Origin of the sequence: Mucilaginibacter xinganensis (assembly GCF_002257585.1) — a bacterium.
Taxonomy (GTDB): Bacteria; Bacteroidota; Bacteroidia; order Sphingobacteriales; family Sphingobacteriaceae; genus Mucilaginibacter; species Mucilaginibacter xinganensis.
The window spans coordinates 3,690,978-3,707,861 of sequence record NZ_CP022743.1 but is presented as its reverse complement, the minus strand read 5'-3'; the positions used below and the strand labels follow the sequence as shown (position 1 = coordinate 3,707,861).

Genomic DNA, 16,884 nt, shown 5'->3' with positions numbered 1-16,884 from the left:
AAAAAGTGGCTTTTTTATTACCTTTAAAAATGCCTAATGAAAACCCTAAAACCGAATTGCAACTACTTCTCAATGATGAAAAATGTACCCTTGAAGATATAGAACAGTTCCACGAATTATTGGATGGCTCTATTAATGATTTGATAGATATAAGGCGAAGGATTGAAATTGAAAGAAATAAAAGTCCTTTAAGAATAATATAATATCTATTTTGAGAGGCTAAACCAAAGCCTCTTTTTTTATGGAAAAAAAATCGCATTTTGAAGAAGCAAAAGATAACCCTTTATTTAAATTGGATGTAGTTTTAATGTTTTTGTGGATACATGATAAATTTACATATACAATAGACGAAATACACAATGGCGTACTTACTGAAATAAATTCAGATGATAATGAAATTAGCCTTATATTAAAAAAATTAGATAAGGATGGATACGTAACTACATTTGCTGGAGATAAATTTAATCCTGATACAGAAACAACATCCTATATTAATCAGTTTTGCATTACTTTCGACGGGAAGATATTTTTGAAACAGGGCGGTTACAACCTGGAGGATATACGTTTTCGCGAACAAAATACGAAATTGGAAACCTTGAAATCCGACCAAATAAAACGGGACGAGTTTCTGAAAACTCTAACAATTTGGATTGCTGTTGGTTCTGTTCTTTCCGCCTTCTATTACTCAATTGAGATATATAAGGAATTTCATTTATTTTTACATCAACATGATTTATATTGGATTTGGGAAACAATCCCAAAAAGAACGAAATAAACTTTTTCATAATTTAATTTCAAACTGATACACTACCCTTATAGTAATGATAGCAAAAACCGAAATAGCGGACCAAAATCAATTTTTCATTGCCGGCATTTCGGTAAGAACAACCAACAAGAACGGGCAATCAGCAAAGGATATCGGCGAACTGTGGACGCGCTTTATGGATGAAAACCTGGTTGAGCAAATTACGGATAGATTATCCGATGATACGTACTGCGCCTATTTTGATTACGAAACGGATGACAGAGGCCCCTACACCGCGATATTTGGTTGCAAGGTGGAATCGCTCGGCAAAATTCCCGTTGGATTTACAGGCGCTGCAATTCCGGCAGGTACCTATAAAATCTACTATTTATCAGGTGAGTTTCCCGCCACCATCGGTGAAGGCTGGAAGGAGATTTGGGCAAGCGATGTGAAAAGAAAATTTACCGCAGACTACGACTTTTATGAAGCGAATCCTAAAAGCTTTGAAGAAACAGAAGCGAGGATTTACGTGGGGATTTAACAACTTACCGTGCCAATATCATTAAAAAGGCGTTACTGCAACCGGCAGCAGAAGATAGTTAGTAGTATAGTGGCAGTTGTTAATAGCAATAGCTTACTTTAGTGAGCTATTGCTATTGATTTTTTTAACTTAAACGAATTACCTGGTAAAACTCAGTCTTTTGCCAGGCCCATGTTCAATTAAGCTTCCGTTATCCCACACAATATTGCCGGATACAAGGGTATAAGCAATTTTTGATTGAAAGGTGGTGCCCTCAAACGGGCTCCACTTGCATTGGTATAAAATGTTGTCTTTGTTAACTTTCCACGGTGCATTTAAATCGGCCAGTACCAAATCTGCCCAGTACCCTTCGCGAACAAAACCACGTTTTTCTACCTGGAAACAGATGGCAACGTTGTGGGCCATTTTTTCGGCAATTTGTTCCAGACTTATCTTACCCTGGTGATATAATTCCAGCATAGCAGGCAGGGCATGCTGCACCAGCGGGCCGCCCGAAGGAGCCTGTAGGTAGGGTAATGATTTTTCTTCCAGTGTATGGGGCGCGTGGTCGGTAGCTATTACGTCTATCCTGCCGTTCAGTACTGCTTTTAAGATCCCGTCGCGGTCATGCTCTTTTTTTACGGCAGGGTTCCATTTTATCAGGTTGCCTTTTGTTTCGTAATCTTTATCGGTAAACCAAAGATGATGGATACAGGCTTCGGCAGTTATTCTTTTATCTTTAAGCGGGATAGAGTTATCAAAAAGATACGTTTCTTTTTCGGTGGAGATATGCAAAATATGCAGCCGCGTGTTGTGCTTCTTCGCCAGGTCAACCGCCATTGATGAAGAAATGTAACAGGCTTCGGCACTACGGATCTTCGGGTGAAGCCTAACCGGAATGTTCTCCCCAAGCAACTGCTTATAATGGTTCAGGTTACTTCTTATGGTAGCTTCATCTTCGCAATGGGTTGCAACCAGCATGGGCGAATGCGCAAAGATCCTTTCGAGCGTGGCTGGATCGTCAACCAGCATGTTCCCGGTTGATGATCCCATGAAAACTTTCACGCCGCAAACGTTTGCGGTATCAGTTCTTAATACCTCGTCAATATTATCATTAGAAGCGCCCATGAAAAAGGAGTAGTTGGCCAATGAAGTACGGGCGGCTATATCGTATTTATCTTGTAGTAATTCCTGTGTTAAGGTATTCGGTACGGTGTTAGGCATCTCCATAAACGAAGTTATGCCGCCGGCAACAGCCGCTCTTGATTCGGAATGGATAGTTGCTTTGTGGGTTAACCCTGGCTCACGGAAATGAACCTGGTCGTCAATGCATCCTGGAAACAGGTGCAGCCCTTCTGCATTGATCTCTTTATCGGAAGCTGCGTCAATTTTTTTGTCTATGCGTTCGATAAAACCATCTTTCACTAAAACATCAGCCACAAACTGCTGATTTTCATTAACTATAGTAGCCGATTTTATAAGGATTGAGCTCATAACGCAAAGATAGGTTTTTGGGTCCGAAAGTTGAGCAGGTCAGTAAAATCGGAAGCCGGAATGTCCGAAAGATGGAGTTGTATTGTACATCCCACAATCGCCATTCCGGCTTCTATTAAATTCGAAATCGAAAATTCGGCTTCCGAAATTCAATTATTTTCTTCCCCAAAAATAGTTGAGGCCGAAAGAGATATTATCATTAAGGCCTAAATGGAAGGTGCTGTCTTTAGTTTGATAATCAAGGTTATATGACACGCCGCCGAAGCCAAGGTTTACGCCTAGTTTAGGGGTAGGGAAAAATACAAAATTAGGGGTGCCACCCAGGCTAAACGTTCCATATTTAAAATAGGTGGTATTGTTGATCGTACTTATACCAAACTCGGGGAAAAAGCCAAATTTATCGCTAATCATAGCATAATAACGTGCATGCACGCCAATGCCTAATACGTCGTTGTGATATTTGTCACTTGAAGTATAGTTGTTGCTGGTGTTTGTGTATGAATGATAATCAGATGTTTCTGTTCCTGCCTGGCGTGAATAAACCGGCTGGATACCGATTGACCATTTATCGCTGATAAAAAATCCAAATTCAGGCCTGAAACTGAAACTGCTGATTTTACTGGTGGTGTAAATAGTGTAGCCTTCGGTAAAGCTGTAAGTAGTAGAGGAACCATAGCTGCTGTAATCATAACTTAAGCTGCCGCCAAGATAATATTCACCTTTATGGGTTTGTGCAGTGGCTGCACTTAAACCAGCGATAATAAAAATTGATAATGCGAGTAATTTTTGTTTCATGTAATTAAAATTTGATGCAAGATAAGTGCTAAAGTTAATTATTACGCTATGAATAGATGAATAGCTACAATGTGTCGATGAAATAGTTGTGAAAAGACTAAGAAAGAAAAAAGTTGAAACAAGCGCAATATGTCTACTATTTGAGAAATGTTCTTGATTTAACTTTCTTTTCGGCATACCGCCTTCCAGGCTTTACTGACTTTTCCGACTTTCGGACTATAAACCCTATCTTTGCCCGATGGGTGTATCGTTCGAAGATTTTAAATTTAACCGGCAAATATTAAATGCCATAGCTGATGCCGGTTATACCGAGGCTACGCCTATCCAGGAAAAAGCTATGCCGCCTATAATGAACGGGCAGGATGTAATGGGAATAGCGCAAACAGGCACAGGTAAAACTGCTGCTTATGTTTTGCCAATCGTTATGAAGCTTAAATATGCACAGGGTGACCATGCCCGGGCACTTATTGTGTCGCCAACGCGCGAACTTGCCATGCAGATTGAAGAAAATGTAAAAACCTTTGCGGCCAATACGGATCTGCGAGTGGTAGTTTTATATGGCGGACTGGGCCCTAAAACGCAAATTGAGCAAATTGGCAAGGGGGTTGATATTATTGTTACAACGCCCGGCCGCTTTATGGACCTTTACCTGGCTGGCCATATAGTTACTAAAACCTTGCAGGTGTTGGTGCTGGATGAAGCCGATAAAATGATGGATATGGGCTTTATGCCCCAAATTAACCGGATTCTTGAAGTTGTGCCGGTAAAAAGGCAGAACCTGCTTTTTTCGGCAACCATGTCTGATAAAATCCACGAGTTGTCCAATAATTTCCTGGAGTTTCCTACAATTATTGAAGTAACGCCGCAGGCTACCCCCGCGCAAACGGTTAATCAGCATTTGTATTTTGTGCCCAATGTTAAGACTAAAATCAACCTGCTAAAAAAATTGCTTGATGTAGAGGATGATATAAAGAAACTGATCATCTTTTGCAAAACAAGGTTGGCGGCAGAAGACGTTTATAAGTTTCTGATCCGCAAATTTGGTGAAAAAGAAGTTAAGGTTCTTCACGCCAATAAAGGACAGAATACCCGCATTAATGCCATTAACGCCTTTAAGGCGGATGAGGTAAAAATATTGGTAGCTACTGATGTCGCCTCGCGTGGGATTGATGTAAGCGATGTGAGCCATGTGATAAACTTTGATGTGCCGGTTGTAATTGAGGATTATGTGCACCGGATAGGTAGAACCGGAAGGGCTTATCAGTCGGGCGAGGCGATAACCTTTTGCAGCCCGCACGAGGAGTATTATATCCGGAAGATTGAAAAATTGATAAAGCAGCAAATCCCGGTAACCGATATTCCTGCAGATGTATTTATTGAGGTAACGCCTTACGAGGAAAAACAGGACCAGGCAAGAGAGGTGGATATGCAGAAGAAAAAGGAAGACCCCGACTTTAAAGGTGCCTTTCATGAAAAGAAGACATTAAGTCAGCATAAAAAGTTTGATGCCGCCAGGGCCAAAGCCACGGGCAGCCTGAATGTGAAAAGAACAAAATCGCCAAAATCATACAGAAAAAAACGTTAGCCCGAATATGAAGCTAAGACTTACCCCCCTGAATTTTGCAACCGCATTTTTAATGGTTGTTGCAGTTTACAGTTGGATCTATGGTGTGCAAATTTCAGGCACGCATTTTAAAACAATGAGCACTGCGGTAGGGTGGATTTTTATACTTTTTGCAGTTGTAGTGTCATTTATGGATATAATGTTCCGCAATTTCTTCCCGGCTACCAAAAAATTATGGATAGTAGAGCTAAGCTTTATAACTTTGGCGGCTATTATATTTTTACTTGTTAAATAACTTAAATAAATGAAGACTGCTGAAATAAAGCTTACTATAGAACTTGACGATAACAACGTTCCTGAAAATATTATGTGGGAATCAACAGATGCGCAGAACAAAGAGGCTTTGCCTGTAAAATCAATGATGCTGGCATTGTGGGATCAAAGCTACAAAAATACCCTTCGCATTGATCTTTGGACTAAGGATATGCCCGTTGACGAGATGAAACGCTTTTTTTACGAAACCTTACAAACCATGGGCGATAGCTTCTTACGCGCAACAGGCGAAACAAATATTGTTGAGGACCTGCGCGATTATTGCGCCCACTTTGCTGATAAAATGGAAATTAGCCAAAAATAAACAATGCGCCTGAATACCTTATTTTCCTTTGCCGGCTTTATCATTCTTATTGCCGGTACCTACTGCCCTGTACTGCATCCAATTATCGGTAACTGGGATGTTTACGATGGCAATAAGCCTTATGGCATAGTAATTTTACTGGTGGCGGTAATAGGCATACTGGGCACTGTATTTAACCAGTTAAAAATTACGCGCGCCGCAGCCTGGGCATCCCTGTTGCTGGTGATATTGTTTTACCTGGCGGCAGTATTAAAAGTTCATACTTCCTTCAACTTTATTCCTTTCAGATCGGTTGCTGCTTATTTAAGCAGCAAAATAAAATTTAAATGGGGCTGGTATTTATTATTTGGAGGCCCTGTTATGGCACTTGCCGGTGTGATCTTTTCAGGAAAACCTAATTTTAATTACGTTGAAGCGCAACAGGCAAAAACAAAATAGCCATAATTTGTTTTATAAGAATTAAATCAAATCGCACTGAAAAAGAAGGAGGGTAAATGACTGAAAACATTGTCAGTAAGTTTATTCTTTTCAAATCTGTTTTAAACCAATTTACAAAACTTCACTTGCCTGTTACTACAGTAAGGGTATTTAAAACATAAATTATTTAACATATTTGTATTAGCTTAAAAAAAACTAAATGTTAAAATTTTCTTTTCGCCAACAAGTGCTTGCCGGCTTTGCTGTGTCGGTAATAATGGTGTTTATGGTTGGTATCCTATCCTACAAAAGTATCAACCAGCTTGAAAGTGATTCAAAAATGGTTGAGCATACCCAAAAGGTAATAAAAACCACAACTAGCCTGCTGCAATTGTTAACTGACGCCGAAACAGGGATGCGCGGGTATGCGGCAACCAATAAGCCGGCCTTGCTTGAGCCTTACAACAAGGCTTTGCCAAATATTAAGAATGCTATAGAACAACTTAAGGACCTTATTGCTGACAATCCAATCCAGGTTAGAAGGGCTGACTCATTAGCAGCTCTTATAAATACCCAATTAAACATTCTGAAAACAAATATTGAGGTACGTCCAATACAGGGATTGGATTATATGGTTGCCAATAACATGTTTGTAAATGGCAAGCATAACATGGACGACATTCGTGCAGTTATTTCGCACATTCGGAATACCGAGGATAATTTGCTAGCAATCAGAAAGGCAAGCTCACAGTCGGCATCATCAAAAGCTATTGATATCATTATAGTGGGTTCTATTGTTTTTCTGGTGATTATAGTCGTTTTGTTCTTTTACATTCAAGGTACTTTTGAACGACAGAAAGAAATTGAGCAAAGGGTAACAGTTGCCAATGGTGAACTTGAAATAGTACTTAAAGAAAACCGGAATAAAAACTGGCTCTTAACAGGAACCGGGAATATTAATGAAAGGATGCAGGGGCAGCAAAGTGAAAGGGAACTTGCCGGGAATATCCTCACAGAAATTTGCAATTATACCAATGCTATTACCGGGACTTTTTACTTATTTAATGAAGAGGAACAACTGCTTGAATTGTATTCATCATATGCATTTAATAATCCCGATGCGTTAAAGAAGATCGTAAAGATCTCTGAAGGATGGTTGGGGCAGGTAGCAAAAGATGAAAAAGCGGCAATTGTAAAAGGTAAATTGAATGAGAAGCTTGAGTTAGGTTCTTCATTAATTTACCAGGAAATAATTGAAAGCTTTATTGTTCCATTCTTTTTTGACAAGAAATTAAAAGGGGTTATTGAGATTGCATTTGCCAATGAACTGGACGAGCGAAGCAGCGATTATATTTTAGCAGTTGCGGATGATATAGGCATTGCTTTTAATACAGCGCAGGCACGTACCATAATGCATGAGTTATTGTCGCAGGTGCAGCAGCAGGCCGAAGAGCTTGAGGCGCAGCAGGAAGAAATGCGTGTAACCAACGAAGAGTTGCTCACCAAAACCGAGATGCTGCAGGCGTCAGAAGAAGAAATGCGTGTGCAGCAGGAAGAGTTGCGCAATACTAACGCCGAGTTGGAAGAAAAAGCAAGTTTGCTTGAAGAAAAAAACCAGGCCATCGAAGAGGCCCGCAAAGCAATAGATGCAAAAGTGCTTGAACTGGAAACAACCGGCAAGTATAAATCGGAGTTTCTGGCAAATATGAGCCATGAGTTGCGCACCCCGTTAAATAGTATCCTGGTATTGGCCAGGATATTGAAGGATAATAAACCGGCGAATCTTACCGAAGACCAGGTGAAGTATGCCAGTGTGATATTTAATGCCGGTAATGACCTGCTTACCTTGATCAATGATATTCTTGATCTGTCAAAGATTGAGTCGGGTAAACTGGAGATGCAAAATGAAAATATAAAGATTGCAGATATTTTGCATGATATGGAAATGTTGTTTTCCGAAGTGGCACGCAACAAAAAAATTGATTACAACATTACTATAAGTAAAGAGCTGCCAAAAACCGTGTTTACGGATAAGGTTAGGGTTGAACAGGTATTGAAGAACCTGCTGTCAAACGCCTTTAAGTTTACATCTGAAAATGGTTCAATTACCGTCAGCGTGGTTCCTGGTAAGGATGGCAATACTGTGAATTTCTGCATAAAAGATTCAGGAATTGGTATCCCGCTGGAAAAACAAAAAATAATATTTGAAGCATTTCAGCAAGCAGACGGCTCAACCAGCCGCAGGTTTGGCGGTACTGGGCTTGGTCTGTCAATAAGCCGGGAACTGGTTACTTTGCTGAGTGGCAAAATTACCCTAACAAGTGAAGTAGGGGTAGGAAGCGAGTTTATACTCACTATACCTTTTAAGGCAATTATTGCTTTGGATCCGGTTGTAGAAAAGGTGCCCACTGTTGAAACATTTGTTCCGGATGCACAGTTTTTAAAACCGGCAAGCCAGCTTGTTAAAAAGAACAACAGGGAACCGCTGGTTGTAATTGTTGAGGACGATAAAAACTTTTCAGACATTCTTCATGATTACTCCCGCGACCACGGCTATAAATCAGTAATGGTTTATGAAGGTACTAACGCGGTTGAAATTATAAAAGAAAACCAACCCGATGCAGTGATCCTGGATATTATGCTGCCTGGTAAGGATGGCTGGCAAATATTGAAAGAGCTAAAACAGGATGAGCAAACTATGCATATTCCTGTTCACCTGATGTCGGCGGGCGAAGCAGCAGCCAATCGCGTACTTAAGGAAGGTGCAATAAGCTTTCTTAAAAAACCGATTGATACCAACTCGCTGGATAAGCTGTTCAACGATATAATGCATCAGACCGGCTCTGTGTTTACGCAAATATTGTTAGTTGAAGACAACAAAACACAGAGCCAGGCGCTGAATGATATGATGCAAAGCCAGGGTATTACCGTTGATCAGGCGTTTGATGGCGAATCGGCATTCAGAATGCTTCATGAAAAGGAGTACCAGTGCGTAATACTTGATCTTAATCTGCCTGATATTTCTGGACTCGACTTCCTGGATAAGATAAAGGCAATTGAGCGGTTTAGATCTTTGCCGGTAATTATTAATACGGCTATGGAGCTGGATAAAACTTCTGTTAGCAGGCTGATGCAGTATGCGAACGCGATGGTGGTGAAAACTACAAAATCTGCTGACAGACTCATTGACGAAGTTAATTTGTTTTTGAACAAGGTTCGCGAATCATCAGACCAACACACTGACAATATCGCCATATCAAAAAATAAAGTAGTATCGCAAGGTAAAGACGTTATAAGGGGTAAAAAGGTGTTGATAGTTGACGACGACATGCGTAATATTTTTGCACTAAGCAGCGCACTGCAGGGTTACGATATGATTGTTGAAATAGCCAATGACGGGCAGGAAGCTATAGACAAACTGGAAGCTGTTAAAGATATTGACCTGGTACTTATGGATATTATGATGCCCGTAATGGATGGTTATGAGGCAACAAGATATATTAGAAAGCAAAACAAATGGGCCCGGTTGCCTGTAATAGCCTTAACGGCGAAAGCAATGATGGACGACCGTGAAAAATGCATAGCAGCGGGTGCTAATGATTATATTACAAAGCCGGTTGATATGGACAGGTTGGTATCATTGATGCAACTTTGGCTGGGGAGCTGAATATGAATATTTCTTCAACAGGTTTAACAACAGAGCAAATTGCTGAACTTATTGATCTTGTAAAAAAGGTTCACGGGTTTGATTTTTCAGATTATTCAAAAGCATCCTTAAAAAGGAGGCTCAGCAGAATAATGATGATTAAAAAGCTGGAGTTTTATGATTTGAAGCACAAATTGGTAAACGTTCCTGAATTTTTCCAGGATTTTTTAGAAGAGATCACGGTAAACGTTACTGAAATGTTTCGGGACCCTTCATTTTACAAGGCGCTTAATAGTCAGGTTATTCCATATCTTTCAACTTACCAGCATATCAAGATATGGTCGGCGGGTTGCTCCTCCGGTGAAGAGGTTTATTCACTTGCGATTTTACTGGAGCAGGAAGGACTTAAGAATAAATCATTTATTTATGGTACCGATGTAAACACAGTAGTTTTAAAGGAAGCACGTTTGGGGATCTACAGTTACAGGAGCATAAAAACATACTCTGAAAACTATGTGTTATCAGGATTAAAAGGATCGCTTACTGATCATTTTACCACCCTGTATGATGCTGCAAGTATCCATAGCGAATTAAAAGCGAATACCCTATTCTCTGTTCATAATTTAATATCTGATAAGGTCTTTAACGAGTTTCAGCTAATTAGCTGCCGTAATGTTTTTATATATTTTGAAACGCAGCTGCAGGAACAAATACTGGAGTTGTTTTATAAGAGTTTGTGTCCGCATGGTTTCTTGTGCCTCGGCAGTAAAGAAACAATCAGATCAGATGCCTTTAAGAAAAAGTTTAAGGCAGTAAATCAAAAGGAAAATATTTACCAGAAAATTGGGTCTTGATAAAAATATAATTGACCGTTGGCACAACTCTGAAATATTGTTGTTAGGCGGTTCCGCGGGCTCTTTTAAATTGCTTTTCAGCTTAGTGAAATTATTTCCCTCCAATTTAAATAAGACGGTTATCATTATAATGCACCGAAAAAAAAATTTCGTGAGCGAAGTTGAAAAACTGTTTGCCAAAAATAGCCGTATGTTTCTCAAAGAAATTGGTGATAAAGACGAGATAAGTAGGAACGCCATTTATATAGCGCCTGCAAATTATCATGTACTGATAGAAAATCAGGATCAATTTAGTCTTGACGTATCAGAGGCCGTATGGTACTCAAAGCCATCCATTGATATTACATTTGAAAGTGCCGCTGAAGTTTTTAAAGATAGATGTACAGCGATATTATTGTCAGGCGCAAACCAGGATGGAGCGATGGGGCTGCTGAAGCTCAGAAATGTGGGCTCGCTAACCATTGCGCAAGATCCTGCTGATGCAGAAATGCGCGAAATGCCTGCGGAAGCTATTAATATTAATGCTGCTGATTACGTATTAACGGGCAGCCAGATTTTTGAACTTTTAAAAGAATAATATAATACCTCATTTTTGATGACCCCTGTTAATATCCTTGTTGTTGATGACCGAGAAGAGAATATCATTGCCCTAAGTGCTTTGCTTGACAGGGATGATATATGCTTGTTTTGTACAACTTCACCAAATGAAGGGCTGAAGATTGCCTGGGAAAATCAAATTTCAATAGCGTTGATAGATGTTCAAATGCCGGAAATGGATGGGTTTGAATTTGTAGAGATGCTAAAATCAAACCCGCGTACCAGAGATATAATGGTAATATTTGTTACTGCTATATCCAAAGATGCAAAATACGCTGTTAAAGGCTTTGGAGTAGGTGCCGTTGATTATCTTTATAAACCTCTTGAACCCTCAATAACCGTAGCGAAAGTTGATTCATTCATCCAACTGGCCCGGCATCATGCTGAAATAAGGATGAAAAATGAGGAACTTCAAAACATGGCCGTGGTGGTAAAAAATTCTGCTGATATTATCTGTACTGCAGATGCGCAGACTTTTCTGATCCAAAATATTAATCCCGCGGTTGAGAAAATAATGGGCTTTAAACCAGTTGACCTAATTGGTACCAGTATTTTGAATTTTACTATTGATGAGCAAAATGACTTATTTTCCGAAAAGCTGGCTGAAATAGTAAGGGAGAGCCTTCATTCATCTGTTTCTGAATTTAAGTTTAAAACGTTTGACAGTACCATTATTTGGGCTGAGTGCAGGGTGGCTTATCGAAATAAGAAGTTGTTTTTAAATATCAGTGATATTTCTATCCAGAAGAGTTACGAAGATCAGCTTATAAAATCAAAGGAAAGTGCTGAATACGGTAAAAAAGTGAAAGAAAACTTTTTTGCAAATATGAGTCATGAATTGCGTACGCCGCTAAATGGTATTATTGGCATCACTAATCTCTTACGCAATACCGGGCTCAATGAACAGCAGAGCGATATGATCGATTTGCTGGAGCTCTCGTCCCAATCACTGCTTGGTGTAATTAACGATGTGCTAGACATTTCAAAAATTGATGCCGGGAAGTTTAAAATTGTCCGGGCACCCATCAATCTTAATGAGCTGATAATGGCATTATATAGCCTGCTCAAGTTTAAAGCAGACGAAAATAATATAGAATTTTTATTGGATGTTGATCCGGCTACTCCGTTAAATTTGATGATTGATTCGTTGCGTTTGAACCAGATTTTAATGAACTTGTTAAGCAATGCCATTAAATTTACTGCGCAGGGTTATGTGAAATTAACCGTATCTGTTTTACAAAAAGAAGAAAGCAGGGCACAAATAAAATTCACGGTTGAAGATAGCGGCATTGGAATTCCGGCTAACAGGCTTACCAGCGTATTTGAATCATTTGAACAGGCTGAAGATGATACCGCAACAAAATATGGCGGTACGGGACTTGGCCTGGCTATCGTCAAAAAACTGGTTGAATTAAAAGGAGGCGAGCTTACACTCAGCAGCGAGGAAGGCAAAGGAAGCACTTTCAGTTTTGTTAATTGGTTCACCATTGTCCACAAGACAAATGAAAAGGCTGCCAACGCGGAGGAACCCATGCTTGAGCCATTTGAAAATGTGAATGTTTTGGTAGCGGAAGACAATCTGGTAAACCAATTTATGATGGCAAAAATGCTCAAGGACTGGGGCGTTGAGTTTGAAATAGTTGATGACGGGAGGAAAGTACTTGAAAGACTAACGGTGAAACATTATGACCTTGTTTTAATGGATACCCACATGCCTGAACTAAATGGCTACGAGACAACGAAGATTATCAGGGCCAGTTTTGCCGAACCCAAAAACAGCGTGCCTATATTGTCCTTATCAGCTTCTGCGTTTGATCATGAAAAGGAAGAGGCGCTTACAGTGGGAATGAATGACTCACTTTCAAAACCCTTTAAACCATTTGAACTACACGAGAAGATAAAGACTTTATTGGCGAAAGAAAATGAGTTAAAGATCAAGCACAGCTTGCCCCACGCCTGACACCCGGGCCTCATGCGCTAAAAGCCATTGTTTGCGCCAAACTCCGCACCCAAAACCAGTTAAACTGCCGTCAGAGCCGATAACCCGGTGGCACGGAACAATTATCAGTAAATGGTTTTTGCCATTTGCTGATGCAATTGCTCTTATACCCAAAGGGTTATTCATTAATTTTGATTGCTGCCCGTAGCTTATAGTCTTACCAAAACCTATTTTGGTTAATTGCGTCCAAACCTTTTGCTGAAAATCCGAACCTTGTTGCTTAACCGGCAAATCGAAGACTGTTCTTTTTCCTGCAAAATATTCATCCAGCTGTTGCACGGCTTTTTGCAGTAAAGCTGTGTCAGCCGGCGTTACTTGCTGTTCCTGGTCAAGCGCGTAAACTGAAGTTATAAAATCTTCGTCTTCGGTTATACGTAAAATACCAATCGGGCTGTTATAGTAAGCTGCAGGCATTTGTCAGTTTAAAATGTGTTGTGGTAAAGGTTGCAATTTTTTTGGAAATGTTATAGCTAAGTTATCAGCGGGTTATAAATGAACAATCAGCTAAAACATTATCTTTGCGGCATGCAGCTCATCAACCAAACCATTAATCTTTTAAAAAAGGAAATTTTATTGGAATGGCGTTCCAAATATGCTTTTAATGGGGTGCTGTTATATGTGGTGTCAACCGTATTTATCTGTTATATAGCATTTAACTTAAATCCAGGTTTTATGGGCAGTAATGGCTATCCAATAGTTTGGAATGTATTATTCTGGATAATTATACTTTTTGCCTCTGTAAACGCTATAGCCAAAAGCTTTATGCAGGAGAGTAAGAGCAGGTTGCTTTATTATTATTCAATAGCAAGCCCGCAGGCTATTATCCTGTCGAAAACTATTTACAATATCTTGCTGATGACGCTGCTAAGTGCTCTGGCGCTGCCGGTTTATATGTTGTTTTTTAATAACACTATTGGCGACCCACTTTTTTACTTTTTAGCGGTTCTGCTCGGCAGTATTAGCTTTTCTACCGTTTTTACCATGATCTCTGCCATTGCTTCAAAAGCGGGTAATAACGGAACGCTCATGGCCATATTAAGCTTCCCTGTAATTATACCGGTTATACTCATCCTGGTAAAGCTTAGCAAAAGCGCGATGGACGGGATTGAAAGAAGCTTAAGCTATGGCAATATTGGTGTGTTGCTGGCCATTAACGTAATCGTAATTACAACCTCCCTTATTTTATTCCCCTTTTTATGGCGTGATTAAGGTAGTGAATGTAACTTTTTTGCTGTTTAGCTTTTGCACATTGCCTGTTTGCGGACTTGCTGACTTTTTTTCATACTTAGTTCATAAATAATCCGTTTTTTAGCATCTTCAAAATATATTGTAATAGTAACAGATGCGATTTCCCTGGCTCAGCCTGATTTGTCTAATTTTTCCGGTGATAACCTTTGCTCAAAGCGGAATTATTACCGGTACAGTAACCAATGCCGAAAGTAAAAGCCCATTACCCCGTGCCAGTGTATTTTTAAGCAACTCATCAGTTGGGTCTGCAACCTCTGAAGATGGTAAATATGTTCTTAACGGCATCAGACCGGGTCAATACACTTTAACAGTAACCATATTGGGGTACGAGGATTATTCGAAAAGCATACTTGTTGGCCGCGAACCTATAAAAATGGATATAAGTTTAACGCCTAAGCCAATGATGCTGAAAGAGGTGACGATAATATCCGCAGCGGACTGGAAAAAAAACTATGAGGCATTCAGAAAGAGCTTTATAGGTACCGATGAAAACTCCAAAAATTGTGTCGTCGTAAACCCGCATGTACTCAACCTTCAATTCAATCGTACCAAGCAAACGCTGGAGGCAAGTGCAGATGAGTTTTTAGTTGTTGAGAATAAGGCATTAGGCTACCGCGTAAAATTCTTACTTAAGAACTTTATAGAAGACAGGGTAGCGAATATTGTGGCTTACGGCGGCGAGCGGTTATTTGAAGAGTTGCCAGGCAACGCCGCGCAGAAAAAGAAATGGCATCTAAAACGGGAAGAAGCTTATTATGGTTCGGCAATGCATTTTTTTCGGTCGTTATATACCAACAAATTAAATGAAGATGGCTTTGTGATGTATCATTTAAACCGGCAGCTTAACCCGAACAGGCCACCGGAAGATATTATCAGGAAAAAGGCCAAAATGTTTTATGAACGGCGAATGGCTGATTCATTAAATTATTGGAACAGCTTATCAACGCTTTCAAAATATTATAAAGAAACACTTAATAAGGTGGCTGTTTTGCCTTACGAAGTATTGAACAACACAGAACAGCAAGGCATTTACGCAATACATTTTCCAAACTACTTATATGTGGTTTATACAAAAAAGCGGGATGAAGTTTATAACAAAGACCTGTACCGGCCCCTGGATATGCCAAACTATGAAGCCACAGTGCTTACCTTATTTGAGCCTAACTATGCATTGTTTGACATGAATGGTATTATAGTTAGCCAGCCGCCGTTACTGGAAGGGGCATGGGCAAAGGCAAGGCTATCAGACCTGTTGCCGGTTGATTATGTGCCGGATGTGAAGTGATGAGGGGAGTTTACCAGGTTGATTAGGTTGGATTGAGTTGATTAGGTTAATACAAGCGTAAGTATGATCATGCCGCAAAAAACTTAGTTAGCTCAATCCAACTTAATCAACCCAATCAACCAAAAAACACTACATTTGTGCTCATAAGTAATATGAAATTTATATATCAAACCTGGTGGAAAGTATTGGCAGTAATGGTCATTCTTTACACCCTTATTGCCGGGTTTTTATTCGGTGTGCCGACGCTTCCTATTCTTCACGAAACTATAAGGAACACTTATTTCCACGTGCCTATGTGGATAGCTATGTTTACGGTTTTTACAATTTCGGTTGTCTATAGCATCAAATATTTAGGAACGGGTAAAGAAGAATACGACCTGATAGCCGTAGAATGTGTAAACACCGGTACGTTTTTTTATGTCCTGGGATTAATTACCGGTATGATTTGGGCAAAATACACCTGGGGAGCATTTTGGAGTAATGATCCTAAACAGAACAGCGCTGCTATTGCTTTTTTGTTATACTGCGCCTATGCGGTGCTCCGAAACTCAATTGATGAGGAGCAGAAGCGCGCTAAAATTTCAGCAATATATAACATCTTCGCCTTCCCTATAATGGTAGTGCTCATAATGGTATTGCCGCGAATGACAGATTCGCTGCATCCCGGTAATGGGGGTAACCCGGCATTCGGTAAACTGGATATGGATAACAGGATGCGTGTGGTGTTATATCCTGCATTTATAGCCTGGAGTTTTATAGCTATCTGGATCGCATCGTTACGCTATCGCATCCGGTTAATTGAATACAAAAAGAACGAAATAAGTTAACATGAAAAAAACATCTCTTTTAGCACTTTTGCTTTTGAGTTACATTGCTGTATTTGCGCAGGGGAACGGTGTGGAAATGGCGGATGAGTTACGCAGCTCGGGCAAAATATATGTAGTGGTAACTATAATAGTTATAATTTTTGTTGGCCTGGCCCTTTATCTGTTCTCGATAGACAGGCGATTAAAAAAAATTGAAAAGGAAAAATAGTTAGAAATAGCCCACGATTAATTTAAATATGCACGTTAATGTAATATT

Annotated in this window: 18 protein-coding genes; 15 read left to right on the top strand and 3 right to left on the bottom strand. The window is 39.8% G+C overall.

The window, feature by feature from the left end; all coding sequences use genetic code 11:
• The first annotated feature begins 5 nt into the window (after nucleotides 1-5).
• The 3 genes from MuYL_RS23280 to MuYL_RS16265 are packed head-to-tail and all read left to right on the top strand — an operon-like array spanning nucleotide 6 to nucleotide 1,286.
• Nucleotides 6-203 (top strand): hypothetical protein, encoded by a 198-nt coding sequence (locus tag MuYL_RS23280; RefSeq protein WP_157740903.1) that lies wholly within the window; start codon nucleotides 6-8, stop codon nucleotides 201-203.
• 38 nt (nucleotides 204-241) lie between these two features.
• Nucleotides 242-775 (top strand): hypothetical protein, encoded by a 534-nt coding sequence (locus tag MuYL_RS16270; RefSeq protein WP_094571567.1) that lies wholly within the window; start codon nucleotides 242-244, stop codon nucleotides 773-775.
• 46 nt (nucleotides 776-821) lie between these two features.
• Nucleotides 822-1,286 (top strand): GyrI-like domain-containing protein, encoded by a 465-nt coding sequence (locus MuYL_RS16265; RefSeq protein WP_094571566.1) that lies wholly within the window; start codon nucleotides 822-824, stop codon nucleotides 1,284-1,286.
• A gap of 138 nt (nucleotides 1,287-1,424) precedes the next feature.
• On the opposite strand, the gene MuYL_RS16260 is transcribed toward MuYL_RS16265, so the two are convergent.
• Nucleotides 1,425-2,759 carry a dihydroorotase gene (locus MuYL_RS16260; RefSeq protein ID WP_094571565.1) on the bottom strand — a complete coding sequence of 445 codons (1,335 nt, stop codon included), beginning with the start codon at nucleotides 2,757-2,759 and terminating at the stop codon, nucleotides 1,425-1,427.
• A gap of 153 nt (nucleotides 2,760-2,912) precedes the next feature.
• Nucleotides 2,913-3,554 carry an outer membrane beta-barrel protein gene (locus MuYL_RS16255; RefSeq protein ID WP_094571564.1) on the bottom strand — a complete coding sequence of 214 codons (642 nt, stop codon included), beginning with the start codon at nucleotides 3,552-3,554 and terminating at the stop codon, nucleotides 2,913-2,915.
• 238 nt (nucleotides 3,555-3,792) lie between these two features.
• Between MuYL_RS16255 and MuYL_RS16250 the strand changes: the two genes are divergently transcribed.
• The 8 genes from MuYL_RS16250 to MuYL_RS16215 all read left to right on the top strand — a co-directional run bounded on the left by MuYL_RS16250 (nucleotide 3,793) and on the right by MuYL_RS16215 (nucleotide 13,229).
• Complete coding sequence (locus MuYL_RS16250; protein ID WP_094571563.1) at nucleotides 3,793-5,139, top strand: DEAD/DEAH box helicase; 1,347 nt, start codon at nucleotides 3,793-3,795, stop codon at nucleotides 5,137-5,139.
• 7 nt (nucleotides 5,140-5,146) lie between these two features.
• Nucleotides 5,147-5,413 (top strand): hypothetical protein, encoded by a 267-nt coding sequence (locus tag MuYL_RS16245; RefSeq protein ID WP_094571562.1) that lies wholly within the window; start codon nucleotides 5,147-5,149, stop codon nucleotides 5,411-5,413.
• A gap of 9 nt (nucleotides 5,414-5,422) precedes the next feature.
• The gene (gldC, locus tag MuYL_RS16240) at nucleotides 5,423-5,755 is read left to right on the top strand and encodes a gliding motility protein GldC (RefSeq protein WP_094571561.1); all 333 of its coding nucleotides are present in this window, start codon (nucleotides 5,423-5,425) and stop codon (nucleotides 5,753-5,755) included.
• 3 nt (nucleotides 5,756-5,758) lie between these two features.
• Nucleotides 5,759-6,193: a hypothetical protein gene (locus MuYL_RS16235; RefSeq protein WP_094571560.1), complete on the top strand. Its 435-nt coding sequence runs from the start codon at nucleotides 5,759-5,761 to the stop codon at nucleotides 6,191-6,193.
• Nucleotides 6,194-6,392: 199 nt separating this feature from the next.
• Nucleotides 6,393-9,839 carry a response regulator gene (locus tag MuYL_RS16230; protein WP_094571559.1) on the top strand — a complete coding sequence of 1,149 codons (3,447 nt, stop codon included), beginning with the start codon at nucleotides 6,393-6,395 and terminating at the stop codon, nucleotides 9,837-9,839.
• Between the two features lie 2 nt (nucleotides 9,840-9,841).
• Nucleotides 9,842-10,672, top strand: a complete 831-nt coding sequence (locus MuYL_RS16225; protein ID WP_094571558.1) for a CheR family methyltransferase — start codon at nucleotides 9,842-9,844, stop codon at nucleotides 10,670-10,672.
• Nucleotides 10,662-11,249, top strand: coding sequence for a chemotaxis protein CheB (locus MuYL_RS16220; RefSeq protein ID WP_317043853.1), 588 nt, complete (start codon nucleotides 10,662-10,664; stop codon nucleotides 11,247-11,249). The genes MuYL_RS16225 and MuYL_RS16220 overlap by 11 nt, the downstream gene beginning before the upstream one ends.
• A gap of 18 nt (nucleotides 11,250-11,267) precedes the next feature.
• Nucleotides 11,268-13,229, top strand: coding sequence for a response regulator (locus MuYL_RS16215; RefSeq protein ID WP_094571556.1), 1,962 nt, complete (start codon nucleotides 11,268-11,270; stop codon nucleotides 13,227-13,229).
• Here the strand turns inward: MuYL_RS16215 and MuYL_RS16210 are convergent.
• Nucleotides 13,197-13,682, bottom strand: a complete 486-nt coding sequence (locus tag MuYL_RS16210) for a methylated-DNA--[protein]-cysteine S-methyltransferase (protein ID WP_094571555.1) — start codon at nucleotides 13,680-13,682, stop codon at nucleotides 13,197-13,199. The genes MuYL_RS16215 and MuYL_RS16210 overlap by 33 nt on opposite strands.
• 111 nt (nucleotides 13,683-13,793) lie before the next feature.
• Here MuYL_RS16210 and MuYL_RS16205 point away from each other — a divergent pair, with 111 nt between their 5' ends.
• From MuYL_RS16205 to MuYL_RS16190, 4 genes are all read left to right on the top strand, one after another.
• Complete coding sequence (locus tag MuYL_RS16205) at nucleotides 13,794-14,477, top strand: heme exporter protein CcmB (RefSeq protein ID WP_094572988.1); 684 nt, start codon at nucleotides 13,794-13,796, stop codon at nucleotides 14,475-14,477.
• A 175-nt stretch (nucleotides 14,478-14,652) separates the two neighbouring features.
• The gene (locus MuYL_RS16200) at nucleotides 14,653-15,801 is read left to right on the top strand and encodes a carboxypeptidase-like regulatory domain-containing protein (RefSeq protein WP_157740899.1); all 1,149 of its coding nucleotides are present in this window, start codon (nucleotides 14,653-14,655) and stop codon (nucleotides 15,799-15,801) included.
• A 152-nt stretch (nucleotides 15,802-15,953) separates the two neighbouring features.
• The gene (gene ccsA, locus MuYL_RS16195; protein ID WP_394338968.1) at nucleotides 15,954-16,628 is read left to right on the top strand and encodes a cytochrome c biogenesis protein; all 675 of its coding nucleotides are present in this window, start codon (nucleotides 15,954-15,956) and stop codon (nucleotides 16,626-16,628) included.
• 1 nt (nucleotide 16,629) lies between these two features.
• Nucleotides 16,630-16,836: a CcmD family protein gene (locus MuYL_RS16190; protein WP_094571553.1), complete on the top strand. Its 207-nt coding sequence runs from the start codon at nucleotides 16,630-16,632 to the stop codon at nucleotides 16,834-16,836.
• Nucleotides 16,837-16,884 lie beyond the last annotated feature (48 nt).